General features: G+C 58.1%; 22 protein-coding genes and 1 pseudogene. 13 read left to right on the top strand and 10 right to left on the bottom strand.

All coding sequences use genetic code 11. The features are described from left to right. Positions 1-36 precede the first annotated feature (36 nt). The 6 genes from A3AU_RS0110805 to A3AU_RS0110780 all read right to left on the bottom strand — a co-directional run bounded on the left by A3AU_RS0110805 (position 37) and on the right by A3AU_RS0110780 (position 6,804). Positions 37-918: an SMP-30/gluconolactonase/LRE family protein gene (locus A3AU_RS0110805; RefSeq protein ID WP_027052824.1), complete on the bottom strand. Its 882-nt coding sequence runs from the start codon at positions 916-918 to the stop codon at positions 37-39. Next, a complete protein-coding gene (locus tag A3AU_RS0110800; RefSeq protein ID WP_027052823.1) occupies positions 918-1,556 on the bottom strand; it encodes a 2-dehydro-3-deoxy-6-phosphogalactonate aldolase in 639 nt (212 codons plus the stop codon). The genes A3AU_RS0110805 and A3AU_RS0110800 overlap by 1 nt, the downstream gene beginning before the upstream one ends. Next, positions 1,553-2,503, bottom strand: a complete 951-nt coding sequence (locus tag A3AU_RS0110795; RefSeq protein ID WP_027052822.1) for a 2-dehydro-3-deoxygalactonokinase — start codon at positions 2,501-2,503, stop codon at positions 1,553-1,555. The genes A3AU_RS0110800 and A3AU_RS0110795 overlap by 4 nt, the downstream gene beginning before the upstream one ends. Beyond that, positions 2,500-3,267 carry an SDR family NAD(P)-dependent oxidoreductase gene (locus A3AU_RS0110790; RefSeq protein WP_027052821.1) on the bottom strand — a complete coding sequence of 256 codons (768 nt, stop codon included), beginning with the start codon at positions 3,265-3,267 and terminating at the stop codon, positions 2,500-2,502. Before A3AU_RS0110790 ends, A3AU_RS0110795 begins: the two co-directional genes overlap by 4 nt. A 259-nt stretch (positions 3,268-3,526) precedes the next feature. Continuing rightward, a complete protein-coding gene (locus A3AU_RS0110785) occupies positions 3,527-4,876 on the bottom strand; it encodes a putative bifunctional diguanylate cyclase/phosphodiesterase (protein ID WP_027052820.1) in 1,350 nt (449 codons plus the stop codon). Positions 4,877-5,007: 131 nt separating this feature from the next. After that, a complete protein-coding gene (locus A3AU_RS0110780; RefSeq protein ID WP_027052819.1) occupies positions 5,008-6,804 on the bottom strand; it encodes a hypothetical protein in 1,797 nt (598 codons plus the stop codon). Positions 6,805-6,970: 166 nt separating this feature from the next. Between A3AU_RS0110780 and A3AU_RS0110775 the strand changes: the two genes are divergently transcribed. From A3AU_RS0110775 to gshB, 3 genes are all read left to right on the top strand, one after another. Then, positions 6,971-7,966: a glycosyltransferase gene (locus tag A3AU_RS0110775; RefSeq protein ID WP_027052818.1), complete on the top strand. Its 996-nt coding sequence runs from the start codon at positions 6,971-6,973 to the stop codon at positions 7,964-7,966. Positions 7,967-7,969: 3 nt separating this feature from the next. Further along, positions 7,970-8,344 carry a GtrA family protein gene (locus A3AU_RS0110770; RefSeq protein WP_027052817.1) on the top strand — a complete coding sequence of 125 codons (375 nt, stop codon included), beginning with the start codon at positions 7,970-7,972 and terminating at the stop codon, positions 8,342-8,344. 122 nt (positions 8,345-8,466) lie between these two features. Next, positions 8,467-9,420, top strand: coding sequence for a glutathione synthase (gene gshB, locus A3AU_RS0110765; RefSeq protein WP_027052816.1), 954 nt, complete (start codon positions 8,467-8,469; stop codon positions 9,418-9,420). An 89-nt stretch (positions 9,421-9,509) separates the two neighbouring features. On the opposite strand, the gene A3AU_RS1000000137755 is transcribed toward gshB, so the two are convergent. Further along, complete coding sequence (locus tag A3AU_RS1000000137755) at positions 9,510-10,583, bottom strand: glycosyltransferase family 2 protein (RefSeq protein WP_161633503.1); 1,074 nt, start codon at positions 10,581-10,583, stop codon at positions 9,510-9,512. 52 nt (positions 10,584-10,635) lie between these two features. Between A3AU_RS1000000137755 and A3AU_RS1000000138900 the strand changes: the two genes are divergently transcribed. The 7 genes and pseudogenes from A3AU_RS1000000138900 to A3AU_RS0110720 all read left to right on the top strand — a co-directional run bounded on the left by A3AU_RS1000000138900 (position 10,636) and on the right by A3AU_RS0110720 (position 20,560). After that, positions 10,636-11,832 carry a glycosyltransferase gene (locus tag A3AU_RS1000000138900; protein WP_154674573.1) on the top strand — a complete coding sequence of 399 codons (1,197 nt, stop codon included), beginning with the start codon at positions 10,636-10,638 and terminating at the stop codon, positions 11,830-11,832. A gap of 324 nt (positions 11,833-12,156) precedes the next feature. Beyond that, positions 12,157-12,258 (top strand): annotated as a pseudogene (locus A3AU_RS1000000139800) (ATP-binding protein); the annotation flags it as partial. A gap of 77 nt (positions 12,259-12,335) precedes the next feature. Next, entirely contained in the window at positions 12,336-14,144 is a 1,809-nt protein-coding gene (locus A3AU_RS1000000137250; RefSeq protein WP_081709494.1) for a recombinase family protein, read from the top strand. A gap of 134 nt (positions 14,145-14,278) precedes the next feature. Next, on the top strand, positions 14,279-15,034 hold the full coding sequence (locus tag A3AU_RS1000000138895; RefSeq protein ID WP_154674571.1) for a hypothetical protein: 756 nt from the start codon (positions 14,279-14,281) through the stop codon (positions 15,032-15,034). Positions 15,035-15,700: 666 nt separating this feature from the next. Then, positions 15,701-18,463 carry a DNA polymerase gene (locus A3AU_RS01000000135290; protein ID WP_154674570.1) on the top strand — a complete coding sequence of 921 codons (2,763 nt, stop codon included), beginning with the start codon at positions 15,701-15,703 and terminating at the stop codon, positions 18,461-18,463. A gap of 703 nt (positions 18,464-19,166) precedes the next feature. Continuing rightward, entirely contained in the window at positions 19,167-20,063 is an 897-nt protein-coding gene (locus A3AU_RS0110725) for an SDH family Clp fold serine proteinase (protein ID WP_161633502.1), read from the top strand. Positions 20,064-20,188: 125 nt separating this feature from the next. Next, a complete protein-coding gene (locus A3AU_RS0110720; protein ID WP_027052811.1) occupies positions 20,189-20,560 on the top strand; it encodes a DUF6641 family protein in 372 nt (123 codons plus the stop codon). Positions 20,561-20,615: 55 nt separating this feature from the next. Here the strand turns inward: A3AU_RS0110720 and A3AU_RS0110715 are convergent, their stop codons facing one another. After that, positions 20,616-20,879 carry a helix-turn-helix domain-containing protein gene (locus A3AU_RS0110715; protein ID WP_027052810.1) on the bottom strand — a complete coding sequence of 88 codons (264 nt, stop codon included), beginning with the start codon at positions 20,877-20,879 and terminating at the stop codon, positions 20,616-20,618. 108 nt (positions 20,880-20,987) lie between these two features. Here A3AU_RS0110715 and A3AU_RS0110710 point away from each other — a divergent pair, with 108 nt between their 5' ends. The 3 genes from A3AU_RS0110710 to A3AU_RS0110700 all read left to right on the top strand — a co-directional run bounded on the left by A3AU_RS0110710 (position 20,988) and on the right by A3AU_RS0110700 (position 23,393). After that, the gene (locus A3AU_RS0110710) at positions 20,988-21,320 is read left to right on the top strand and encodes a hypothetical protein (protein WP_027052809.1); all 333 of its coding nucleotides are present in this window, start codon (positions 20,988-20,990) and stop codon (positions 21,318-21,320) included. A gap of 13 nt (positions 21,321-21,333) precedes the next feature. Next, complete coding sequence (locus tag A3AU_RS0110705; RefSeq protein WP_154674569.1) at positions 21,334-22,038, top strand: hypothetical protein; 705 nt, start codon at positions 21,334-21,336, stop codon at positions 22,036-22,038. 185 nt (positions 22,039-22,223) lie between these two features. Then, entirely contained in the window at positions 22,224-23,393 is a 1,170-nt protein-coding gene (locus tag A3AU_RS0110700; RefSeq protein WP_027052807.1) for an SH3 domain-containing protein, read from the top strand. A gap of 15 nt (positions 23,394-23,408) precedes the next feature. Here A3AU_RS0110700 and A3AU_RS01000000135285 read toward each other — a convergent pair whose 3' ends face one another. Beyond that, positions 23,409-23,729 (bottom strand): ArsR/SmtB family transcription factor, encoded by a 321-nt coding sequence (locus tag A3AU_RS01000000135285; protein ID WP_051355336.1) that lies wholly within the window; start codon positions 23,727-23,729, stop codon positions 23,409-23,411. Between the two features lie 149 nt (positions 23,730-23,878). Continuing rightward, positions 23,879-25,558, bottom strand: a complete 1,680-nt coding sequence (locus tag A3AU_RS0110690) for an AIPR family protein (protein WP_245235457.1) — start codon at positions 25,556-25,558, stop codon at positions 23,879-23,881. Positions 25,559-25,733: the final 175 nt, after the last annotated feature.

Raw genomic sequence — 25,733 nt, 5'->3', positions numbered from 1 at the left:
ACAGTGCCGGCGAAGACCTTTGTCCGCCGCGTCCGTTCAGGCGATCAGCACGCGCGGCTCGAAGCGGCCGTTGACGGGGAAGTCGACGAGGAAGGTCATGCCGGCTTGCGGGTCGAGCTTGCGCTGCTTGTCGTCCTTGCCTTTCCAGGCCGAAGTCACCGCCAGCCGGTCGGCCTTGGCGCCGACAAAGGCCGGACACGAGGATTGCCCCGCCGGCATGGATATTTCGCGCAGCAACGTGCCATCTGGCGAATAGGCCTTGACCGCCTTGCCGCCCCAGACAGCGTTCCACAGCACGCCATCGCGATCGACGACCGAGCCGTCGACATAGCCTTTCGAATGGCGATGGTCGACGAACACTTTGGACTCGCCGACCGGCAGGCCCGTCGCCGGATCGCAGGCGACACGCATCAGAAGCCCGGTCGAGGTATCGGTGTAGTAGGCGATCGTCCCGTCTTCCGAAAAACAGATCGAGTTCGACACGGTGATCTCGGAATAAAGCTTGCGCAATTCGCCCTTGAAGAACCAGTAAATCGATCCCGCGCCTTTCGCTTCGTCCTTGGCCATGGTGCCGACCCAGAAGGCGCCGCACGGGTGGACGCGCGAATCGTTGGAGCGCGTCAGCGCATTGTCGGCCTCGATCGCGGTGTGCAGCGTCAGCCTCCCGGTCGCCACGTCGCGGACATGCAGGCCGGTTTCGGTGGCGATCAGCTGGCGCCTGTCGTCGACGATGGCGATGGCGCTGGCCATCTGACCGAGTTCATGGATCTTCAAGACACCGGAGGCGACACCCTGCTCGAGCAACAGCCCGTTGACGATATCGAACCAGAACAGCGCATCGGTGGCGGGGTCGTAGCTCGGCCCCTCGCCAAGCTGGCAGACATGGTCGGAAAAGACCGAAACGATCGCTTCGTTCATCATGCCTCTCCGAAAACCACATCCCAGGCGGCGACCGCCGCGTGCGCACGTGCCGCGACGTCGTCGACGCTCATGCCGGGCTTGAACAGGCTGGAACCGAGGCCGAAGACCGTGACTCCCACCGCCTTGTAGCTGGCAAAATCCTTCTCCGAAACGCCGCCGACGGCGCCGACCAGGGTCTGCGCCGGCAGCACCGCCCGGATGGCGGAAATGCCGCCCGCGCCGAGCGCGCTCGCCGGAAAGAATTTCAGGGCCGAGGCACCCAGGCGGATCGCCTGGAACGCTTCGGTGGGCGTGAACACGCCGGGCATGGTGACCATGCCGTAATGCATGGCGCGCGCCATCACTTCCGCATCGATGTTGGGGCTGACCAGGAGCCGCCCGCCAGCTTGATGCAGACCGTCGACATCGGCCGGCGTCAGCACCGTGCCGGCACCGACCAGCGCCGACTTGGGCAGCACTTGGGCAATCCTGCCGATCGACGAGAAGGGCTGTGGCGAGTTGAGCGGTACTTCGATCGCCTCGATGCCGGCGTCGAACAGCGCCTGGCCCATGGCGATCGCCTCACTGGGTTTCAGCCCGCGCAGGATGGCGACCAGGCCGCGCTTGAGCTTTGGAAAGGCTGCGGTCTGGGTCATTTGGCGGCTCCAATCATGCCGTTCTCGCGCGCGGCCTCGATGAGCCCGGCGCGCACCGCTTCATCGGCGTCGACGGTGCGGTAGGCAAGCCCTGCCAGGTCGAGCGCGGCGCGATAGAGCGAGGCCAGAGCGCCGGAAGCGATGAGCACGACCGGCGCATCGCCGGCGCCATAGCGGCGCTTCGCCGAGGCGATCTCGCCGCCGATCAGAAGCCCGGACAGGCAGGCCGCCGCATCCTGCGACTTCAGGTCCTGCAGGAGCCCGGCAGCGCGGATGGCAAACAGCTTCGAGGTGACGTCGCCGCCCTCGCCAAGCGCCCGCTCGCACCATTGCCGGAAGAACGGACTGTCCGCTGTCACCGGAGCCGGATGCTCGCCCAGCGAATGCTTGAGGATCGAATGCGCTGCCAGCACCGAAAACAATTCGCCGGTCGGCCATGTGCCGAAGCCGACAACCGCGCCATCCTCGACCACGACCCATTTTGAATGCGTGCCGGGCATGCAGGCGAGATGCCGGCCCTTTGCGGGCAAACCGGCGCCGGCAAGCTGTGTCTCTTCGCCGCGCATCACGTCCGGCGCATCGGCCAGGCGCTGGGCAAGGCCCGGCACGATACGGATGTCGCGGCGCTCGCCTTCGATGCGCGCCGCGCCGCGCAGGATGGCGCCGATCGGCGCCGGAACGCCGACATAGGGCGCCTCGATCCAGCCCTGGCGGGAACCGGCCATGCCGCAGATGATGACGGGCAGCGTTTCGGGCGCGCCCATGGCGGCCAGATGACCTTCCAGCACGGTCGCAAACCCCTTTTCACGCGCGGTGATCAGGCCGTCGTCACCACGACGCTCGGCAAGCACCTTGCCGCCGCCGTCGATCAGCCATGCCCGAAGCCGGGTCGTACCCCAATCGAGCGCCGCGACCGCCGGCGCGTTGCCGGCAAACCCCGGGCTCACAGGAAGCCTCCGTCGACGATCAACATCTGCGCCGTCAGCATGCGCGAGGCATCCGAGGCGAGGAACAGCACCGTGCCGACCATATCGTCAGGACGCATGACCTCCTTGATGCACTGCTTGGCGACATGGGCGGCAAGCGCCCCTTCGGTTACCCAACGTTCCTGCTGCCGTTCGGTGATCACCCAGCCGGGCGCGACGGCGTTGACGCGGATGCGGTCGGGTCCGAGCTTGCCGGCGAGCCCCTTGCTGAGGCCGAGAATGCCGGCCTTGGCGGCGGTGTAGGCCGGCATGTCCGGGTGGTTGATCAGATACGATGTCGAGGTGAAGTTGATGATCGAGCCGCCGCCGGCCCGCTTCATGCCCGGCGCCACCGCCTGCGCGGTGAAGAAATGCGGCCGCAGGTTGATCGCCTGGTTGTTGTCCCAGAACTCCACCGTCACGTCCTCGATGGCGTGGCGTTCGTCCCACGCGGCATTGTTGACGAGCACCGTGACATCGCCATGCACTTCCGCCGCTTTGGCCGCCGAGGCGCGCAACGCCTCGATATCGCGCAGATCGGTCTTGAGGTATAGCGGCCGGCGACCGAATTCCTTCTCGATGCGGTCGGCAAGCAGCATGCTTGGGCCATCGGCGACATCGATGAAGGCGACATTGGCGCCCTGGCGCACGAAACCCTCGGTCAGGGCCGCGCCGATCCCGGAGCCGCCGCCGGTGATCAGCACCGAGGCTCCCTTGAGGTCGGCAAAATCCGCCGATGGCATCATGTCTTTTCTCTCCGGCGCATGACCCCGAAAATCCGATCGATTTTCGGAAAGGGATAATGCGCAAAATGTGAAGTGCTACAGCGTCCTTTACGCGTCCGAGAGGACGCGCGGCGCTGTAGTCCTAACCGGCGCGCATCCTAGCCAGAGACGTCGCGCGAGCAAGGGCGAAAAAGGTCGATTTGCGGCATATGTCGGACAAAACGACAATGCGCCGCACTGGACGCAAAGTCGTGATGGGAGACAGGGTCGAGATCGCCGGTCAGATAGCCTTGGCGCGCAAGGCACCCCGGAAGGAATCGCGGAGATAGCCGAGCGTGGCGTCGGCATCGACCGGCTTGCCGAACAGATAACCCTGTCCGCCGGCGCAGCCGAACTGGACCAGGCGATCGGCTTGCGCTTCCTGCTCGATGCCCTCGGCGACCACATCCATGCCGAGCCCTTCGCACATTGCCAGAATGGCGCGGATGATGTGTTCGGACGGCCGGTCGTCGAGAATGGAGGCGACGAAGGCACGGTCGATCTTGAGCTTGTCGAAATGGAATTCGCGCAGGCGGCCGAGCGAGGACTGGCCGGTGCCGAAATCGTCGAGCGAGACGCGGATGCCGACACGGCGCAGATCCTCGACGATCTGTGCCGCCGAGGCGGGATCGTTCATCAGGCCGGTCTCGGTGATCTCGATCTCCAGCCGGCGCGGGTCGAAGCCGGTGCGGTCGAGGATCGCCAATATGTGCAGGCCGGTGTTCTGGTCGACGAGCTGCGAGGGCGACAGGTTGAAGGACAAGAACAGGTCGCTCGGCCAGCTCCTGGCCGCCTCGGTCGCCTTGCGCAGCACCAGCTGCGACAGCGGGCCGATGATGCCGCGTTCCTCGGCGATCGGAATGAAGACCGTCGGCGGCACCGCGCCGAGATCACGGTCGGTCCAGCGCGCCAGCGTCTCGAAGCCGATGGTGCGGCGGGTGTTGAGGTCGACGATCGGCTGGAAATGCGGCTCCACCTCGCCGGCGGAGACGGCGCGGCGCAGCGCCTGCTCGATGCGGGTGACGCGCTTGGCCGCCTCTTCCATCTCACGGGTGTAGACGACCACCCGGCCACGACCGGAACGCTTGGCGTGGTAGAGCGCCGTTTCGGCCTTGTTGATGAGGATCTCGGTGGTCTCGTCGCCGGAATAGAACAGCGAGCAGCCGACCGAGGCCGACAGCCTGGCGGTGCGTTCGCCGACATCGTAGGGCGCCGACAGGATCTCGATCAGCATGCGGGATTTTTCCGCCGCAGCCTCCTCGGAGAACACCAGCGGATAGAGGAAGGCGAATTCGTCGGCGCCGATGCGGCAGACCGTCGAATAGCCGTCCATCGAGGCGCGCAGCCGCATGGCGACCTGGATCAGGATGTCGTCCCCGGCCTTGTGGCCGAACAGGTCGTTAATCGGCTTGAAGCCGTCGAGGTCGAGAATACCGACGGTGAAAGGCGCTGGATCGTCGGCACGATCGCTGATCAGGCGATCGACCTTGTCGAAGAAGCGGCGATGGTTGCCAAGCCCGGTCAACGGATCGGTGAAGGCCAGATCCGTGCTTTCCCTGTTTGCCTGACCGGTGCCAAACGGAGTTTGCATCGGTGTCCCTGTTTTTTGACGTCGGAATTTAGTTTCGAGACTGGCAGCAAACCCTTTAGGAAACGTATCCCCAAGTCGATTTTTCGAGGGTAAAATACATTACCTTTCCAAGGCTCTACGCTGCGAAAGCTTCAGCTGCTGGACTTGACGCGATAGAGTTCCAGAGGGCTGCCGGCGGTCCCGGCGACCGGCTCCAGCCAATCCGGGACCTGGCCATGCATCAACCCGGCCAGGAAGCCATCCGGCGCCTTGGCCGCGAACAGCCGGCTTTCCGTGTTGCCGCGGCAGAGCGCGACAAGGCCGACATGGTGGCTCTCGACGATGGCTTTCGCGGCGGCGTCCGACCCCAGCAAGGCGTCGAAAACGAGCAGGTTTCCGGCGACGTTGCGATGGTAGGGTCCGGCAAGCACGCGATGACCGGTGAAGGCGAGGATCGGCGAGCCAAGATTGGAGATGGCAAGGACCGTGGTGGGCGCCATCGTGCCAAGCGTGGCGAACGAAGCCTTGCTGTTGCAGGGCGCATCGATGCTGGCGTCGATGGCAGGTGCGTCGGTGTCGAAGGCGCTGGACGCGGCCTCGGCGGCACCCGACCAGATTGCATTCACCGAGATCAGCCAGGCCGCGGCCATCCTGAGCACCGAGCCGCTGGACGGGCTGGCCGCGGCCCGCTGCCGCCATTTGGCGATCCACGCCGAAAGCGGGATCACCGCAAACGCAATGGAGAAGGTCGAGCCGCGCACTTCCCAGGCGCTGACCACGACCGCCACCACCAGCAGCGCGCCGACGAGGCTGTCCTGCCGCCGCCAGCCGCCATGGCCGAGGTGAAGCGCCATCAGCACGATCGCCACCAAAGGCGTTGCAAACCGCGCCACCGCCCGTGCCGGATCATCCGCGACGAGCTGGACGATCGATTGCGCCTCCTCGATATAGCCGAGCCACATTTGCTGCAGGCGCGGGTCGAGATTGGCATAAGGCGCTGCAAGGCATTGCGGGAACAGCAACGCCGCGAAGACAGCGATGCCGACGGTAAGCAGGCCAAGCGACATCAGGCGCCGGGCGCCCGTCGCGTTGGCGAACTTCAGCGAGGCAATGGCAGCAAGCCCGCCACCGGCAAGCCCGGTGACGGCGAATTGCACGATCGAGAACGTGTCGCACTGGGCCTGGCCCCAGGATGACAGGGGAATCGTCGTGACGAAGACGAGCGCCGAAACACCGGCGACGCCGAGGCCGAAATCCCTGGCGATCAGCCTTTCGCCGTCACCCCTAGCGAGAAACAGCAAGGCGACGACGGCGCCGAGGGTTCCGGCATAGGGGGCGCTTTCCATGCCGATGGCCAGGGTCAGCGTGGCGCCGATGCCGGCGACAAGCGCAGCTGGCCGGTGCCTGGGCGCCTCGAGCAGCAGAGCGAGGCTCGCCAGCGTCAGCACCAGCTGGATATTGTGATGATCGAGCGCGCCTGGCGAAAAAATCCCGATGTAGTAGAGGGCCGCGCCACCGACGACGGCCGCGGGCAGCACCGCGTGCGCGCCGGCGAAAGCGCGCGCGGCACGGATGATGAAGAGGACCGCAAGCCAGAATTGCAGCGCGGGCCACAGTATCTGCACCGTTTTTTCGGCCAAGGCGGTGCTGCCTGTCAGCGCCGATGCGGCAAGCATGGCAAGCGCCAGCGGCGCATCGAGCAGCCGCGACCAATGCATGACGAAGCCGCCCTCCGGTCCCATCCTGTACTGGTGCATGTCGTACCAGCCTTGGCCGCCCATGAGATCGCGCACTTCGACCAGTTGCAGCAGGCTGTCATTGTCGCCCGCCGGATTGGCCAGTTGCGGGAAACCGGCATGGGCATTGAGGGCGAGCAGCAGCAAGGCGGCAAGCAGCGCGAACGCGATATCGGACTTCCAAGTGGAAGTTCCGTCCCTTGCTGTGCTCATCCGCGAACGCCCTTGGCGGGAATGCCGGGCCCTTCCAGGCAATCGGCACTCATGAAGTCGGTCTTAAACCTAGCCTTAACGGCTTCAATAAATAGTAAAACCGCCTGGACAAGGCCGGTTTCCGGCGCGCGACCCTAGGGGTCGACAAGGCATTCGGAGACGAAAAATGCCGCAAGACCACGAACCTGCCATCGCCGTGCTCCTGCCTTGCTACAATGAAGAGCTGACCATCGCCGAGGTGGTTCTGCGGTTCCGCGAGACGCTGCCGGCCGCCACCGTCTATGTCTACGACAACAATTCGAAGGACCTGACGGCGCTGCGTGCCCGCGCGGCCGGCGCCATCGTCATTCGCGAGCCGCGGCAGGGCAAGGGCAATGTGGTGCGCCGCATGTTCGCCGACATCGACGCCGACATCTATCTGATGGCCGATGGCGACGGCACCTACGCGCCCGAGGACGCGCCGCAGCTGATCAACACGCTTTTGACCGAGCGCTCCGACATGGTGGTGGGCACCAGGCGCGGCGTTACCGACGACGCCGGCCGGACCGGCCACGCTTTCGGCAACCAGATTTTCAACAGCCTCTACAAGTGGCTGTTCGGCAGCGATTTCACCGACATCTTCTCCGGCTACCGCGTCTTCACCAGGCGCTTCGTCAAGAGCTTTCCGGCCGTCTCCGGCGGCTTTGAGATCGAGACGGAAATGTCGGTGCACGCCTCGCAGCTCAAATTGCCGGTCAGCGAAATCGCGCTCGACTACGGCAGGCGGCCAGAGGGCTCGTCGTCGAAGCTGTCGACGTTCCGCGACGGCGCGAAAATTCTCTGGATGTTCGCCATGCTGATGAAGGAGACGCAACCGCTGCGCTTCTTCGGCGCCTTTTCACTGTTCTTCCTCGCCTCGAGCCTGTTGCTGATGGCGCCGGTGCTGGTCGAGTTCGCCGAAACCGGTCTCGTGCCGCGTATGCCGACCTGGGTGCTGTCGGTCGGCCTGCTGCTGTTGTCCATGCTGGCGATGGTGACCGGGCTTATCCTCGATTCCGTCTCGCGCGGGCGGGCCGAACAGAAGCGTATTTTCTACCTTTCCATGCCTTCCGGGCGCGTCGAGCGGCGCGCCGGCGCGGTGGTGCAAAAGCCGCAGCCGGACAAGACCCCGCGCGCGGCCTGAACGATGCAACGCCTCGTCCGGTTCGCCTTTGCCGGAGGCATCGGCTTCGTCACTGATGCGGCCGCACTCTGGCTGCTGCTCGCCATCACGCCGCTCGGGCCTTTCAGCGCCCGCGTGCTGTCGATCGGCTTCGCGCTCTGCGTCACCTGGCAGCTCAACCGGCATTTGACATTCTCGCCGTCGCGTCGCGGCGTCGTACAGGAAAGCGCCCGCTATGGCGGCGTCGGCATTGCCACCAGCATCGTCAACTATCTCGTCTATTGCGTCACTCTACTGGCGCTGCCGGCGGCACCGCCGCTCGCCGCCCTCGCAATCGCCTCGCTGGCGGCAATGGCGCTGTCCTTTCTCGGTTATTCGCGACTGGTCTTCGACCGTTAACGGCGTGGCCCGATTGGCAGAAGGCACCGCGACCCTTATATCGCTTTTCGACTTAAAGTGTTGGAGCGTCCTTTGTGCATCCAAGGGGACGCACGTCGCTCCAATCGCGCTGGGGACCTGCCATGAAGCTGAAAATCGCCGTCCAGATGGACCACATCTCCACCGTGTCGATCGCCGGCGACACCTCGTTCGCGCTGTCGCTGGAAGCACAGCGGCGCGGCCATCAATTGTTCCACTACACGCCCGACCGCCTGTCGCTGCGCGACGGCAAGGTGTTTGCCCGCGTCGAGGAAATGCAGGTACGCGACGAGAAGGGCAACCACTATTCGCTGGGCGATAAGGTGCGCACCGACCTCTCCGAAATGGATGTCGTCCTGCTGCGCCAGGATCCGCCCTTCGACATGAATTACATCACCACGACGCACATCCTCGAGCGCATCCACCCGAAGACATTGGTGGTCAACGACCCCGCCTGGGTGCGCAACAGCCCGGAAAAGATCTTCGTCACCGAATTCGCCGACCTGATGCCGGACACGCTGATCACCAAGGATCCACTGGAAGTTGCCGCCTTCCGCAAGGATTTCGGCGACATCATCATCAAGCCGCTCTACGGCAATGGCGGCGCCGGCATTTTCCACCTCAGGGAAGACGACCGCAATCTCGCCTCGCTGCTCGAAATGTTCGGGCAGCTTTCGCGCGAACCCTATATCGTGCAGCGTTACCTGAAGGATGTCCGCAAGGGCGACAAGCGCATCATCCTGATCGACGGCGAGCCGGTCGGCGCCATCAACCGGGTGCCGGCCGAACACGATTCCCGCTCCAACATGCATGTCGGCGGCCGCGCCGAGAAGACCGAGCTGACGAAACGCGAGCGCGAAATCTGCGCCCGCATCGGGCCGTCGCTCAGGGAACGCGGCTTCATCCTTGTCGGCATCGACGTCATCGGCGACTACATGACCGAGATCAACGTGACCTCGCCGACCGGCGTGCGCGAGGTTCAGCGCTTCGGCGGCGCCGACATCGCCAGCCTCTTCTGGGATTGCGTGGAGGAAAAGCGGCGGAAGTCGGCCGCGTAATGTGCGTTGTTACGCAGGACTTTGGGGTCCAGGGAAGCATCGAATGATGTTTTTATCGAATAAGACCGCTGAGCAAGCGGCTCATCACATCAGACTCTGTCCCGGAAGCGCCGCGGCCTCAGCTTCGGAGGAAGGAGACCGATAAGTTTGGTCTGCAATTTTCGCTGTGGTGTTGCCCAGTCTTTCAGCAGAAAACCCGCATCGGAGTTCTTTTCCAGCAATGCAAAAGCCGCAGACTGTCCGATCAGGTCGACCAAGGTCCTGCGCATTGAGTGGCGGGAAATCAAATGCTCCAGTCCCGGCGCCACCTCGCACCAACGATTGGCCAGTGCCCGCCGTATCGCCATTTCGGTATCAGGCGACATCCTGCCTAGGCCAATTCCGGCACCCAGGACGCGTCCGTCCGCCCAGCCATTGCCGCCGTGAAGCCGATAACTGCCAAGAGCCCGCTCAATCCTCACGGTTCCCCCGATCATATGGGCGGCACGAGCCATATAATCATCGGCACATATCCTTATTTGGTCCGGATCAGATGGACGCATGATTTCAAGCGGAGCTCGACGAAACATCATCCCCGATGTGGTTGACCAAAACCAACCCACAGTACCCCGATCGATAAATAATAATGTTGGGTCGGCTTCCGTATCGACATGCAGGTAGCCGTTCATTTTCGGTATTGATCGCGGGTCATTCAGGCGGAATACGGGATGACCGCCAGCAAGCAGGTTGCCGGCAGCATCTATCAACACCTCATCGGAGGTCGACATCGCCGCGATACGGGTGTGACTGAGATGCGCTCTCGCATGGCATTCTATGAAGTCAGGATGCCACGCATCGTCACCGTCAAGAAAGGAGATCAGAGGTCCGGCTGTCGCGTCAAGCCCGGTCATTATTGTTGCCAACTGCCCGCCATTTTGCAGTCGGGGCAGAAAGCGGAAACGACTGTCGCCAAGCCGGGACAGACACTCTTCAATCCTTCGGCGGGAACCGTCGGTCGAAAGATCATCGACCACCACGCACTCGAACGCAGTGTACGTCTGCGCCGCTACGGATCGGATCGCAGTGTCGATGAATGCCTCTTGATTGAAACAGCCTACGCAAACGGATACGGTTGGTAGTGCGATGTGAGAACCAGCCCCGCTTGGGAGGATGCTTTCTTGCACGAGGCGCTCCTTCGCACACCAAATTTGATCACTGAGATATTCAGTCGATCAGATGGCGATGCTTTCTTTGCCAAATTTCTCTCTGCCGCAGCGAGTTTTCTTCCGTATTTATGATCGCAATTGCCGCATGTTGACTCTAAAGCACGGGTATCGCCCTCCTACCAGATCCGAGATTGTCAGAGCCATGCTGCGTCATGGCCGCAACCTCAGAAAAGGGCACCTTCCTGCGAAATCGCAACCTGCTCTTCAGGCAAGTTTGCTGTCGGACGATCCGTTCATATCCTATTCCGGAATGTCCGGTACGCCCCTCGGATTAGCAAGTCATATGCCTCTTCTTCCACGCAGCCACCGCGCCTGGTTTCTCATCTCGCCGACCTGGTCCATCGAAAACAGTTCTAGCGTCAAAGCCATCCGGACCTATGCCGTTCTGCATAGGCTTAGGAATCCCCGTCACTCGCTAATATTCCTCTCCAATACACAAGCCGAGGCTGGTCTGTTGAATCAGTCCGGCGAGGCCGCCGTCCAGCACAACAAGACTTCAACAACCTCCGAATACATATTCAGGCCTCTCGATGATGTCCCTGTAGAATTTGATGCAATCTACAATGCGCAACTGGCTCCGTGGAAGCGCCATGACTTGTCTCTTGGCATACCGCGTTGTGCATTTGTATTCTATCGAGATTCAAACGAGTCCTCTACGAAGGAGTCGGAGAGAGCACGAATAGATCGGCACAGGGAACTCGCGCCGCATCACGTCTTTATCAACGAGTTTGACGGCACCGGCAAGCCTGTCCGATTGTCATCAGTTCACGTGAACACACATCTAAATCGTGCAGCCGTGGGAATTTGTCTCTCTGAAGTGGAGGGACCAATGTTCGCCAGCACGGAATATCTTCTCGCGGGGCTTCCTGTGGTCACCACGCCGAACCTTGGCGGCCGAGACCTTTATCTGGATGACGAGTATTCGCTTACAGTTCCACCCGATCCTCGATCCGTCGCGGAGGCTGTCTTGGCGCTGAAAGAGCGGCGAATTCCCCGGGCGTATATTCGTTCGCAAACTTTGAAACGAGTTGAACGAGACCGCGAGCGGTTCATAGACCTTGTAAATGAGATTTTTCTGGAAAGCGGCTCCTTGCACCGGATCGCCATGCCTTGGCCTTTCCGATACCCTGTCATGGAGTGGCTTCCACCGCAGATCGCAATCGATCGATCCCTTTCCGGTGCGGTCGATGCCTTCGTCACCAGCTAGACGGCAACAGCCTCAGATTGCCGGAGGAACTGGTCGCCCTCTCAACGCGCTTGAGAGCAAGCGGGAGCCCGTTTTCATTTCGTATTAACCATGTTCCGCTTTTTCAACCGCGTACAACCTGATCGCGATCCCCGGCTGCGCGTGTTCCCGTGACGTTCCTGCTTTGATCAAGCTGGCCTGCAACGCAACCGCGCTGCAACTTAGCCGGCCACATGTTCCTGTAATGTTCTTGATTTGCTCGGGGAATTATGGTTGTCTCCGAGACAGGCCCTTCGCGGCCTGATTGCAAAGGACTGGGGCGAGCCCCAGATCGGGGGCGGCAAAATGGTGGCGCGGGTTCGCACGGTGGCTTTCCAGGGCATCGAGGCCGTGCCGGTCGACGTGCAGGTGATGATCGCGCCCGGCAAGGTCGGCATTCAGATGCTGAAGCGGATTAATTTTATGTCGTACGCCTCGTTCCAAAGGCGTTGAGCCGGATCTTGGGACCGCCTACATTGGGCGGGATGAACTCTGCACCCAACCCACTCGCCTATTCGTACATTCGAATGTCGACCGACATTCAGCTTAAGGGCGACAGTCTTCGGAGACAGCAACAGTCGTCAAAAGCCTACGCCGACCAAAACGGTCTCGAGCTCGTCGAAGACTTCAAGCTTGAGGATATCGGAGTTTCGGCGTTCAAGGGAGCCAACGTTTCATCCGGCGCCTTGGGAAAATTCCTCGCCCTCGTGAAGGGTGGTGAGATCGCTCGCGGTTCATACCTGCTTGTGGAGTCACTGGACAGGATCAGCCGTCAGCAGGTTCTCGACTCGATTCCGGTTTTTTTCGATATAATCAAGAGCGGGATCAACGTCGTGACCCTCGCCGATGCGCACCTCTATCGGGCTGGGGAAACGAATTTCGCCGATATCATGTACTCTGTGATGATCCTCGGTCGAGCCTACGAGGAATCAAAAACTAAGAGCATGCGGGTAGGAGAGGCTTGGAGAAACAAGCGGAACAAAGCTAGCGAGAAGAAGCTAACGAAGGTCGCGCCAGCATGGCTCACCCTGCGAGAAGATCGCTCTGTGTTCGATATCATCAAGGAACGCGCTGATGTCGTGCAACAAATTTTCGACTTTGCGGATGCCGGCCATGGGTCGTTCGTGATCACACGCAGGCTTAATCAATCTGACGTACCGACGTTCACGAAATCGGACGGTTGGCACGAATCCTATGTGACCAAAATTCTCAATAACCGTGCCGTTCTCGGTGAATTTCAGCCTCACAGATACGATGAGCTTGGGGAAAGAATCGCATCCGGCGATCCGATCAGAAGTTACTTCCCTCGAATCGTCGACGAGGACCAGTTTCTACGCGTTCAAGCTGCTCGCCGGCGAAGGTTGGTCGAGGGCGCTGGTCGCAAAGGGCCGGAATACCGCAATCTGTTTTCTAAGATCGCGAAATGCGACTACTGCGGGGCACCAATGAGGTTCGTTCACAAGGGCCGTCCGCCGAAGGGCACGCAGGCGCTCAAGTGCACGAATGCGGTGCGAAATCTGGGGTGCGAGAGCGTCAGCTGGAAGTACTCGGATTTCGAAACCTCGTTCCTGTATTTCGTGAAGGAAGTCGACCTTACCGCCATCTTGCAGGCAGCCGCGCAAGACTCCGGCCAAGCGATGCTCCAGCAGAGAATGGCAGCGCTAGAAGAGAAGGTTCACCAGCTTCAAGTGAAGCGTGAGCGAATTTTCGAAATGTTGGACGATCCAGGCTCCTCGACCACGTTCATCAAAGGCAAGCTTGAGGAATGCGAGAGTGAAATCTCGAAAGAGCAGCAACAGATTGAACAGCTCCAAGGGCAACTTCTTGCCAGTCAACCGATGCCGTCGATCACAGCTCTCGAACTGAAATCGCTGATCGACGCGATCCAGGACATGACAGCGTCGGACATTTTCGACCGTCGCGCAGTAGTGGCTAATCGCCTGCGATCGATGATCCGCTCTCTGAGGGTCGCTTCGGATGGCAGTCAGCCTAAGGCGAAGCGGATTGAGCATTTTCTTTCGTCTACTGGCGTCGATCCAGAGGAGCGGCGGCGCCTGCTAGATCAAATTCAATGGTCTAACGAACATGCCCAGCGGTTTCAGCGCACATTTTCGGTTGTGCTTGCCGATGGAATTTCACGCCATGTTGTCGTTAAATCAGACGATCCAACCGACTTCATCGCAGAGGTTCTTGTCGGCAAAGACGGCGCAATCTCCGGCAGCGATCGCGGGATGCCAATTGGTTGGTCTGACGGGTTGGACGACGTTTTCGACGAGCCCGCCTCGGCTCAGTAGTCGAACATTTTCCACCCAAGCTGACAATCGCCGCGATCCCATCGCCATAAATAGCTAGACCGTTTTCTTCACAGAACCTCCAGAACCGCTTTTCACAGTTTTTCATTTTTTCACCCGACATCGGTTTTTGAGCCGTGCCGACGGCGATCCTCGCACGATTTCAACCACCCAAAACCATTTCTCCCATCGATTTTCGATGGGTCTATATCCCTTTGAAAGAAGCCAACCACATGTTCCAGACCGTCTCAAATACCTCTCCGACGTCAATCACATCCCAATACGCATCGTGGTTTGACGGCAGGATCGATCAGTTCATCAATGAGCACAAAGGCAGGTTCGATTCCGTCTCAACATTCAAGAAACGGAATGGGTTCTTCATCACGATCTCATTCGATCACAGCAGTCGCAAACAGCGGCTAGAAAGTTCCGACCTGATCGACGGCCCAGGTGCCAAAACGGAGATGGATAGGTTCACCGGCATATATAACTACCTATGCCGGCAATTGATCGGACGGAACTACCATCGACCGTCATTCCATGCTCTGAAACCTCTTGCGATCGGTTGTCTGGACATGAACGGATCGAGATATTGGAGATGGATGGGAGCACTGGAAAACCCTCATATACATTCGATTTGGATTTTCGCCGAACAAACTAGAGATGGATTTCAAAATTTATTAGCCGACAAAGAACGGCTCATATCCATCAAAGCACGGTTTTCGATTCGAGAATTAGATGTCCAGCAGCTCGATCATGACCATCGAAATTCGACGGGTGACAGCCGTGCATCATCGTACATGGCCAAATTCATGGTGCACAATAATCACGAGCTGAAGGTCGCTGACGATTTCAGGGTGCTGCCATTTCAGGTCAAGAAAACGCTGAATTGAAACGGGATTTAGGCAGGGTTGCCTGGGTGTTTCTGACCTGAAAACGCATTTAGGAGTTGGGTGTTCGGGCAACATCGTACATTCGAATGGCCTCGCCGCCACCCTGGCTGGATTTCCTGGCTTTCTGGAGATGCCCGCAAACCCAGCGTGTGTGGCTTGGTGGTCCTTCCCGACGAACAATCAGCACACATACGAGCCGCCTGAACCTGTGCAGTGGTCAATCGTCATCGTCATCATCACCGTCGGGGCTGCTCCTCTACCTGTGAGCCTTCAGGAGGTTGTCCATTCGGACCGGACCGGACCGAGGAGACTGGAGTTACCAAGCTTCTCCTAAGCCCATACCAATGGCTGTCGCTTTGCGATTGTTGATTTTCGCACAACAAGGACTTGCAACGCGAACTCAGGATTCCCACCTGAACGACACAGCGACGGAAATTCTGGCGACGTTTCAGCGGTGGGGATATTGGCACATGGCAGCATGCAGACAAGGAAATCAGCTGGAACTCCAAGTTCAGGCAGAGAAGCTTGAAAGCAGCCACGCCAGGCGAAACCTTTCCCTTAGCCAACGCGGCCCCAAGCCGCACCGTTTCATGACTCGCAATTCGATCGAAATCATAAGGCGCTGTCTATTCAGCGGCTCCTTATGTCGATCGAATTGGAGACATCATGGACAATCTGATCTCGGTCGCGCCGGGCGAGGTCGAGCACGACTTCTCGCCTGACGCCCACGGGCGGTCACAGCGTTCCGCAAGCAATCAGCAGAAGTTCAGGTCGGCGACGGCAAACGGTCAGTCGTATTTTGACACGACTGATCACAGCCTCGCGCCGACTACGGTCGTTATTCGACCGGAAAACATCGAATTTCCCCCCAAGCGCAAAGGTGGTCAGAAGAAGGCGCTTACGACCGCGCACCTGATTATCGGGTTCGACACGGAATATCAGTCACGTGATGCCATCGGTCCAACCAAGGCCGAGGCACAGGGTGCAGAGAACGAAATCCTCTCATACCAGTTCTGTACTAGGCTGATCTCCCAGGGTCACCGCAACGAAACGCCGGTTCAGTCGAGCGGGATCATCGTCCCTAAGGACCAGCGCCGATTGCTCCTGCGTGATTTCATCGCGATCGCGATCGGCAAGTTCATCAGTGATCATCCCGCTCGGAAGGTGCCGACGGATATCTACCTGGTCGGGCACTTCACCCGCGCCGACCTGCCGATGTTCGACGAGTTTGCCGACGAAGCAAAGGCTACGATGAGCAACGTGCGAAGCACGTTCGTCTCGATCGACCGCGCTATCCCGATGCGGATTGTGGACGGACGAGGCCAAGAGGTTGCCGAGTTCAGCATCAGGTTGAGGGACACGATCCTTCTTGCTCCCGCGAATGCAAAACAGCTTGCTGATGTCGGCAAAATGCTCGGGTTCAACAAGATCGAACTGGCAGACACTCTTGCCGAAGAGAGGGAAATCAAGGGGCATATGAAGCAGTTTCGGTCGGAAAACTGGCCGAAATTTCGTGAATACGCGATCCGCGATGCCGAAATCTGCACGCAATATGCCGAGCAGCTGATCCGCCAGTATGACGAGCTATTCGGCAAGTTCGCCATGCCACTTACGCTGACGTCCTTCGGTTCAAAATTGGCAATCGCACAATGGGAACAGAGCGGATGGAAGCCGGACGACGTGTTGGGCCGCGAAGAGAAGAAGGTGCAGCAATTCAACAAACGGCTGGGGCGGCCCGTATCCAAGACCATTCATCCACATCAGGATCTTGTCCACTACGAGTTGGACTTTGTGTCGGAAGCGTATCACGGCGGTCGCAATGAGCAGTTTCTGTACGGAATCTGCGACGAGGGTATTTGGCGAGATCATGACCTGAGTTCCGCCTACCCAACGGCCATGACGCTGCTGTGCAAACCGGACTGGGAGCGGATTGAGCGTGACGTTGCAATCGATGAAATCGAGTTGCTCGACCTCGCTTTCGCATCGGTCGATTTCGAATTTCCACGGTCCGTTCGTTTTCCAACGCTACCGGTTCGAACGGCAAACGGGATCATCTTCCCTCGAAAAGGACGGGCGTGTTGCGCAGCTCCCGAACTGGTGCTGGCAAGGCAGCTCGGAGCAGAGCTAAAATTGAGGCGGTCGGTCCGGGCGCCGGTCGAACAGGGCGTCAGGATTTTCTCCGATTTCATCAACGATTGCATTACCCGCAGGAATGAGTTCGACAAGGGCACGTTCGGCAACCTTTTCTGGAAGGAGGTCGGCAACAGCACCTACGGTAAGACGGCACAGGGGCTTCGGAAGAAGCGAGTTTACGATCTTCGCGCCGATGACATGGTCGAATTGCCGGAAAGTGAGCTGACGCAACCGTTTTTTGCGGCGTTTATCACGTCATACACGCGGGCGGTGTTGGGTGAAGTGCTCAACAAATTTCCGGATACCGCCCAAGTTTTTAGCGTGACTACAGACGGGTTCCTTTCCAACGCCATTGACTCGGACCTGGTCCTCGCCACGGCAGGACCAATTTTCGATTCATTTAGGCAGGCTAAGCTTCAACTGGGTAGCAATGACCCGCCCATAGAGGTCAAGCACACGATTCGCCAGCCTCTCGGCTGGAGGACAAGGGGATCAGCAACGTTGCAGCTGGGACTGGCTGACAAGGTCGATAAAAACATCGTCCTTCAGAAAGGCGGTATCAAGCTGGACCAGCGAGACCTTAAACCGGATGAAGAAAACGCGCAGATTGTCGAACTTTTTTTCAATCGAACGGCTGGCCAGCAGCTGACATATGATTCAGGCGTCGGCCTTAAGGACATGATCCGATTTGGCGCTGATTTCGTGATGAGAACGGTAACCAAACGGGTGTCGATGGAGTTTGACTGGAAACGACGGCCGATCGACCTCCAAGACAGGACGGTCGAATTCCACGGCCAAACCTACACCCATTTGTCGTTTTCTTCGGAGCCGCTCGAGGACTTCGACGAATTTCAGCGGGTCCGCGAAGCTTGGAGCAAATGGGCGACCAATCCTTTCAGGACTCTCAAGTCCGGAACGGACTTGAGAGCTTTCCAGCACTATCTAGAGACCAAACGCAAGACCAGTGAATCGGTCATGCGATATGCCGGCAAAACCGACGGTGACCTTAAGCGCGCCAAACGGGATCTGACGCGCGCGTTCAAGCACTATCAGGCCGGGTTCGACCTTGTGCTTAAGCGTATGGGGAAGATCAAGCACGATGAGTTCTGTGACATTCTGAATGACGTGGGAATTCCCTGTCAGGTGTCAGATCTGGACAATGCCAAACGCAATACTTTCGAGCCACACACCTGGATCCAGACCGAAAGGTCGATCACGGCGCTGATCACCTTGAAGGAAAAATATTTTTATGAATTGGACGTTGATATGTTCCTGGCCAGGCGAAGCCCGAACTAAATTTCTTGGCCATCATCGTCTCATCAAACCTTACAACCTCAGCGGAAGGCCTTCTAAATTTAGCTCGGCCTTCACCTGGCGATGTGAAAAGGGGTTTAGAAAAATGATCTTAAAAAGGTGCAATATAACGGAATTGGATTCTCTTTAAATGCATAAACATAATAACACGGACATCCCTTCGAGATGCAATTACCGCCCGTAATTGTCCCTTTTCCCACGCCCATATACATCTCTTACGGTTTTTTCTTCCTTGCAGGACCGTCCTGATTTGCAACACGTCTTATGGTTTTCCTCATAGGGTCGACGTTCTTTTTCCGAAAAAGGGAAAGGTTTTGATAAATCTAACACATCCCGTTGAATCATGGATGTTCCGACAATATTGATAATTACATCCCTTCGAGTGGACCAACCTTTTCCGTAGTTGTTCCTCCTCCCACACCCATATCCATCTTTTACGTGTTTCGCGAGGTGTACATTCCATGTATGCTTCGACTTTTTCCGTAAAAGTTAGATGGTATTGTTCTTTCGGTAATTGACTGATTTACAGTTTCTGGCTAAACTGTGTCGTGGTTGCAACAAAGACGGACAAATAGGTCAAAACTACTGGCGTAAAAAGACCTCTACCCTGCTTGAACATTCGAATATTGATCCTATCTCCAGTGTGTGCAGATGATCGGCATCTGTCGATATTATGGAGGTACGTATGGAAGAACTGAATAACAGCATCCTCTCCAACCTCGCTCGTCGGCTCAGCGAGGAAGAAGAGGCGGATATCTATAGTTTGCGTGGCCCGATCATCGGAGATTGCCTTCGCCAGTTGGAGGTGGCTTCTGCGTCGCCCACCCATTCCCGTGCCATTCTTGTTTTGAGCACTGAAGGCGGTGATGGGGCGACCGCATATCGGATCGCTCGGCATTTCCATCGCCATTATGGGGAGCTGACTGTTTACATCCCCCACCATTGCTGGAGTGCGGGAACCTTCGTGGCGCTCGGAGCACACAACCTGATCATCGATTCCAACGCCGTGATGGGTCCAATCGACCCTCAATTTCGTAAGCACGACGAGGTCTGTATCAACGAGTCCGCTTTGGCACCTCAAGCGGCTGTGCGTGCACTCGGTGAAGCCGCGTTCAATGTTATCGAAAAGACCGTGTGCAACCTTGCCGTGGAGAGCGAGGGGACCGTTAGTTTTAAGCTTGGAAGCCAGGTTGGCGCTGATCTCGCTGCAAGCTTGCTGTCGCCTTTGGTGGCAAAGCTCGACCCGACCATCTTTGGCAACCGACACCTCGCAATCGAGACTGCGATTGAATACGGCAACCGGCTGGTCCGTGCTTCCGGCAACGCTTCCGAGGAAACGGTTCATCGCCTGGTCACGGGCTATCCAAGCCACAATTTTGCAATCGACTTTACCGAGGTCGCCGAACTGTTCGGGGATGTGTCGAAGCCGTCTGAGTTGTTGACGTTGTATGGAAAGAGCCACGTTCTGGACATGGACTTGGCTGACTACGGCTGGTGTCCCGTCGATCCTGAAGCCGCGCATACTGATGCAGAAAACATCACTGGCGAGGATGAATTGACTGAGAACCGTCGAGCCGCCTAGGCCTGTAGATGGGACGCCTTTCCGATCACGAAGCAAGTTGTCGGAGAGGCGCCCGCCGCAGCCGTTGACCTCAATTCGAAGTTCAGTGAGGCCCTTCGTCGTGCTGACAAACAAGGGAGATCGCAATGGCATTCGAAGGATTCAAACTGGTTGCAGCTCCGAAGCGCGAGGCATCGGACCCTGCATCAAAGCGCAGGCAGAGGCTGCTGATGCAGATCGACCACCAGCTCTATATGGCGGAGCCCGAAAACAGGCAGCGGAAGTTCCGTGGCCGTTGGTGGACGACTGACGCTGAAGGCAAGCTGATGCTGTCGATCAAGTACGGCAAGGTCCCGCTGGAACTGGCCAAGGGCAAGCATGCGATCGCATGCAACGACATGGATGACCTGGTCGAAGCGCTGAAGAAGGCGAAGGCAATTGCCGTCGACGGCACGTTCGATGCGCAATTGACGATGATTTCGGGCCAAGTCAGGGCACGTTTCAAGAAGGGCGAATAACCTTCCTCGAATAGCTCACCCCGTTTCGGCGGGGTGGGCAAACCTCGGTTGCAGCTCAGCCGCCCTTTTTACGGCCCGCACGCAGCGTTTTTGGAGCGGATTCCCCTTGTTCGGGCTCGCGAAACAACTGGGCCATCTGAACCCCCAATGCATCGGCAAGTTTTTCGAGCGTGACAATCGTCGGATTGCGGGCTGCTCGCTCCAAGTATCCCACGTAGGCACGCTCAACGCCCGCCATGAGGGCCAAGTCATCCTGTGAGATGCCTCGTTCGACCCTCAAGCGTCGAAGATTCCAAGCGACCAGTGATTGCACTCCCATTTTCAGGAAGCAATCAGTTGCCCTTGCCCGAAACCACGTAATATAAGACCATGATTTAATGCTGAGAGGCTTGTCCTCTCGGGGGTATCAGACCTGTTTGGGGGAATAATGGACGAGATTGCATCGCCGGCCGCTACGATCGACTGCCCGTATTGCGCGGAGCCGATCAATCCGAAGTCCAAGAAATGCAAACATTGTGGGGAAATCCTCGATCCTCAAATGAGGGAGATCGAGCTGCTGAAAAGCCAGCGGAACAGCCCTCAGGTGTTTATGAATGCCGGCGGCGGTGCTGCGGCTGCCGCAGTTGCGACCGGTGTTGGGGGCCCAGTGAAGCGGTTTCCGCACTGGTTTCATATCCTTCTGACGATTGTCAGCGGGGGACTCTGGCTTCCGGTCTACCTGCTGATGTATTGGTTCCGGAACAAGCGCTACTACTACTAGAAAAGGGGCGGCGGTGGGGGCTCTCTCCGGTGTTTTCCTAACACGGTCTTCATTCAAGACCGTGCTTCCGTTCCTGTTATTGGTCGTGGGCACCCCCACAGCCAACGCGACGGATGCACTCCCCGTTGCTGACGGTGCCTATATGAGATCGGCCGAGTACTGCGAACAGTTTAGCAAAGGCCAGCTGGGTTCCATCGAGTTTTCGGTCTCGAAGGATGGACATGCTTACGATGTTCCCGAAGTCGGATGTGTGGTGGCTGCTGTGCGACAGCTGCGGGCTAATCGCTATGTGGTCGACGCCGATTGCCTGGAGACGGGCAACCCTTTCCAGCGGACGTTCATTTTGGATGTCGAAGGCCCGCAGACGATACGAATTGACGGTGAAGAGCTGACTTCCTGCGACGCGCAAGCTCCAACCGACAAGGCAACCTCGCTCGAAGTTCCTCTTCCGCGCTTTACCACTCGCGCCCCCGCTGATGGTTCGAAGGTCGAGGCAACGAAGGCAGCACCGCCGACAAAGCTGATTCGTCAGTGGCAGGTGGCCAACGAAAATTGTCGTGGCGGTTCAGGAGATGATCCGCAGACTGAAAAGGCCTGCGGAGCGAGAGACGTGCTGGCCCGACAGCTTGAAGCCGCCAAATGGTGCTATGGCAAGGACGGCCAATCCGGTTACCAGTACAAGTGGCACCGCTGCGGTAAGGGCTCGATCCACTTCTAGAGTTGCGATCGAGTTCCGGCACTCGGACAGGCCGCTGTGTAGAGAGGTCCGACAGCGGACAACACTGCTGACGTCCAGCTTCCGACGGCGCCGTACTTCAGCCTGAAGTTCACCAAATTCGAAACAATGAGTCGACAGCCTTGCCTGACTGCCACTAAACTTGCGGTCGGGGTTGTTCTGGGGCCATGTTTCGCGTTTTTTCCATCTGTGTCCTGTTGTTTGTCGGTTGGGCTTTGGTGGGCACACCAGCGGCTCACGCTGGTCTGCAATTCGAGGCCGGACAAACCGACGGCGGACTGCACTATGTAGTGGTCTCAGGTGATTTCGCTTACCAAGACGATCTGTCGGGCTTCGAGAATCTGGTGCGATCCAGTACAGCGACTGCCGTCACGTTTCGGTCTCCTGGCGGCAACATCCAGAAGGCGATGGAGCTGGGTCGGCTGATCCGGAGACTGGGCATCAACACGGCGCAGTTCAGGGCGGCCGAGTGTGCTTCGGCTTGCTCCCTTACCTTCCTCGGTGGCGTTCTGCGCTATGCCGAGCCAGGTTCCATCGGCGTTCACAGATCATCGTTCCAGGGCGACATTCCACTAAGCACCCAAGATGCGGTTTCCGCCGTCCAGCAGATCACCGCTGATGTTATCACCTACATGATCGAAATGGGTGTGGACCCCGCCCTGCTTCAGCTTTCGCTGCAGTATGACAGCAACGACATTCGCTATCTCTCAATGAGCGAGATGACAAAATACAAGGTCGTGACGTTCACACCTGACGGTGGTCAGACGGCCATGGCAAATCAAGAGCCATCGTACACGCCGCCACCCCAGCCGACTCCGCCGCCAGTCACTGCGCAACCTGCACCATCTGCGGGTCCATCGATATCTATTCCAGATGCCCATTCGGGCCGTGTCGTGCATCCCAAAGGTTCTGCGCCCCTCAAGGCACTACCCGAGGGAAAGTCAACCAACGTTGCCGTGCTAAGAAACGGAGTAGCAGTCGCGATCCTTGGGAATACAGGCCGCTGGTATCGGGTGCAGGTAGGAGGCAAGGTTGGCTACATGCATGACACCTGGGTCTACGTTGACCAGTACGACAGTGGCCCATTTGGTCGGCGTCACGTCCAGGTCAAGAGCTTCGACAACTATGCCGAGGCTGAGTCCTATGTCCGCTCGTCATCCATCCCGCTTTCTGCCTATCTTGCCACGAATGGCTGGTACGCGATCACCTTGGAGAACACGTTCGATGAGCAGATGGCCAAGAGTTTGGTCAGTGAGATGAAGGCGAAAGGAGCGATCCCCGACGACGCCTATTCCACCTTCGGCAACACTTACGTTCGCAAGGTGTGCTGCCAATAGCCGTGACGAGCATGACTAGCCATTATCTGCCGATGCTGGCTTTTGCAGAAGCTCGCACAGGCTGGTGATCGCCTCTTCAATCCCCGGCTCATCTCGCTTATAGAAGACCCGCGTGCCAATCTTCGTCCCTGTCACCAACCTGGCCTCCGTCAGCCAACGCATATGGAGGCTGACCGACTCTTGTGTGATGGCGAGCCTGCCACAGATCAGCTTGTTGGTCAGACCGGTCTGTCGCGCATCAGGAATCTCGGGGAAATACAGCTCTGGCCAGTTGAGAAAGTCCAGAATCTTGAGCCTGCTTTCGCAGGCCAGCGCCTTGATGATGCGAGCGTCCATCGCCGTTCTCCATCTGTTAATGGATGGCGCTATCCTCAAGCAAGCGACTATCGACAACGGTGTTTGTTGCACCGGCCATCGGACGGCTGCCAGCTGAAAATGAACTCGCGCAAGGATGCCAACGATCGTATCTCCAAGGGCGTCCCTGGCTACAGGTCAAAAAGGCTCATCTGCCTTCCTTCGAGTTCGGCGATAATGCGATCTTTCGTCTTGGAACTTCGGAAAAGCTGATACTGCGCGGTGCTCTTCACCCTTGCACACGCCCTCGCGACCAGGGCTAAGGCCTCCAAGACTAGAGTGCTGGCGTCGTTGCCGTGGGGTATCTGTTTGCCCTTGCTTGAGACGATCAATCGGGCGGCATAGAGCACGAACCAATGGCCATAAACGAGATACTGCCGCTCGCCTGTCGGCTCTATCGCGTCCCGCTGCTGAGCAACGTGGTTGTCGCGCATCTCTTCGATCAATCTATATAGCTCCACAAGCCGGCACAGCTCATCAACGCTATAATGCTCATGGAAGATCAAATGGAAGCGATCCCCGAAGATCGTGTCCGAGTCAGCCTTCGCGCGATCTGGTTCCCCCATTTGATATGAAAGCAGGATTTGACCCAGCTTCAATGCGTCGATCCTTTTGCGGGGTTCGCGATCCGCGTGCATATTCCTCTTTCGCTCGAAGAAATAACCCTGATCCTGAAAGGCGATTTCGAGTTTTTTCATAACAGGATGATTTGCACGTAAATCTCGCGCTTGGATGCGAGCCTGGCTATTGGTCGCTACGGCCACCTTTTCGGCAATGTCGTTTCGACTAGTGGCGTAAATCCTGACCATCAGTACCACGTTGTCGAACGCCTCCGGCGAGCGACGGTATGCTTCTAACAGCGAGTGCGATGTTTGGGCTCCGTTGACAATTTGAAAGTCGTCGATCCTGATAATCGGATTGGAATGGCCTTTGTTATAAGCGTAGTCCTTGCAGGTTATCGTGATACCATTGTTGAGGTACCAAAATAGGTGGCTGTCTTCCGAAACCGCAGTTTGGATGATATTGCTGTTGTATCCGCCATTTGCGCCCAAGAAGATTCGGAGATTCTCGTCGAAGAGGTGCCGCTTAATAGATTTTCCGTCTGCCGTTTGGATAAGTTCTACGAACGAGCGGGCATCTACTGAGGCGATAACGCCACGTATGTCCCCATCACTTCTTTCGAATGCTTCCTTGCCTACGACCTGAAGATTTCCGATCTCCCGTTCTCGTTCAGCAGAACCAATGTCGCGCATAATTTCCGACGGTCCATAGACCTCGTAGTCGACGTTACCCAGAGGCTGCAGCGTGCTGTCCAAAATCTGTTGAGCCGACCTCGAAAGGCCTTTTCCATTGCTGCAGAAGATGACGCGATAGCGGCAAATCACACCGCGCTTGTGAAGCTCCCAAATGCGTCCTACAGCCTCGGTGAGCTGAAGGTTGCCGGTTGTTAGGAGGCGCGCTTCCTTTTCGAAGAGCGCGTGCAGAAACGACCCAATTTTCAGAACTTCGCCGTCATTTATCGTTCGATCGGTCGATTTCAGAGACGTTCGATGTTTCGACTGAAAAATAAGGACTTCAGCTCTGTCTTCGCGCTCTAGGATTTCGATGGCGTCCACGCCGAGGTCATTTCCACCATCGACGATCATCTCGGGATAGTCGATTGCCCGGTCAGGAAAATGCTGCTCTAGCGCAACGTACAAAAAGCCAAGGGATGGTTTCTCCAAACCGTATTTGACGGTTGCCGTTTGGACGCGTGCTTCCACGATGTCCCATTCTACAGGTGAAACGGCGGGCATTTCTTTGTACCTCATACGAATCGCTCTAGATTTACGCGTTATGGTAGCCGTAGACAGCCGATCTCCAGACTTTTTCACCACCTTTTCAAATTGGAAGCGGATGAGGTCTGTTTCAAAGAAGTATCTCCCCAATCGCCAGAACGGTTGCCTATGTGAGCTGTCGAGAGGAAGGCGGGCTATCAGGAGATAG

The organism is Mesorhizobium erdmanii USDA 3471 (assembly GCF_000472705.1).
GTDB classification, from domain to species: domain Bacteria; phylum Pseudomonadota; class Alphaproteobacteria; order Rhizobiales; family Rhizobiaceae; genus Mesorhizobium; species Mesorhizobium erdmanii.
This window is presented reverse-complemented; position numbering and strand designations above follow the sequence as displayed.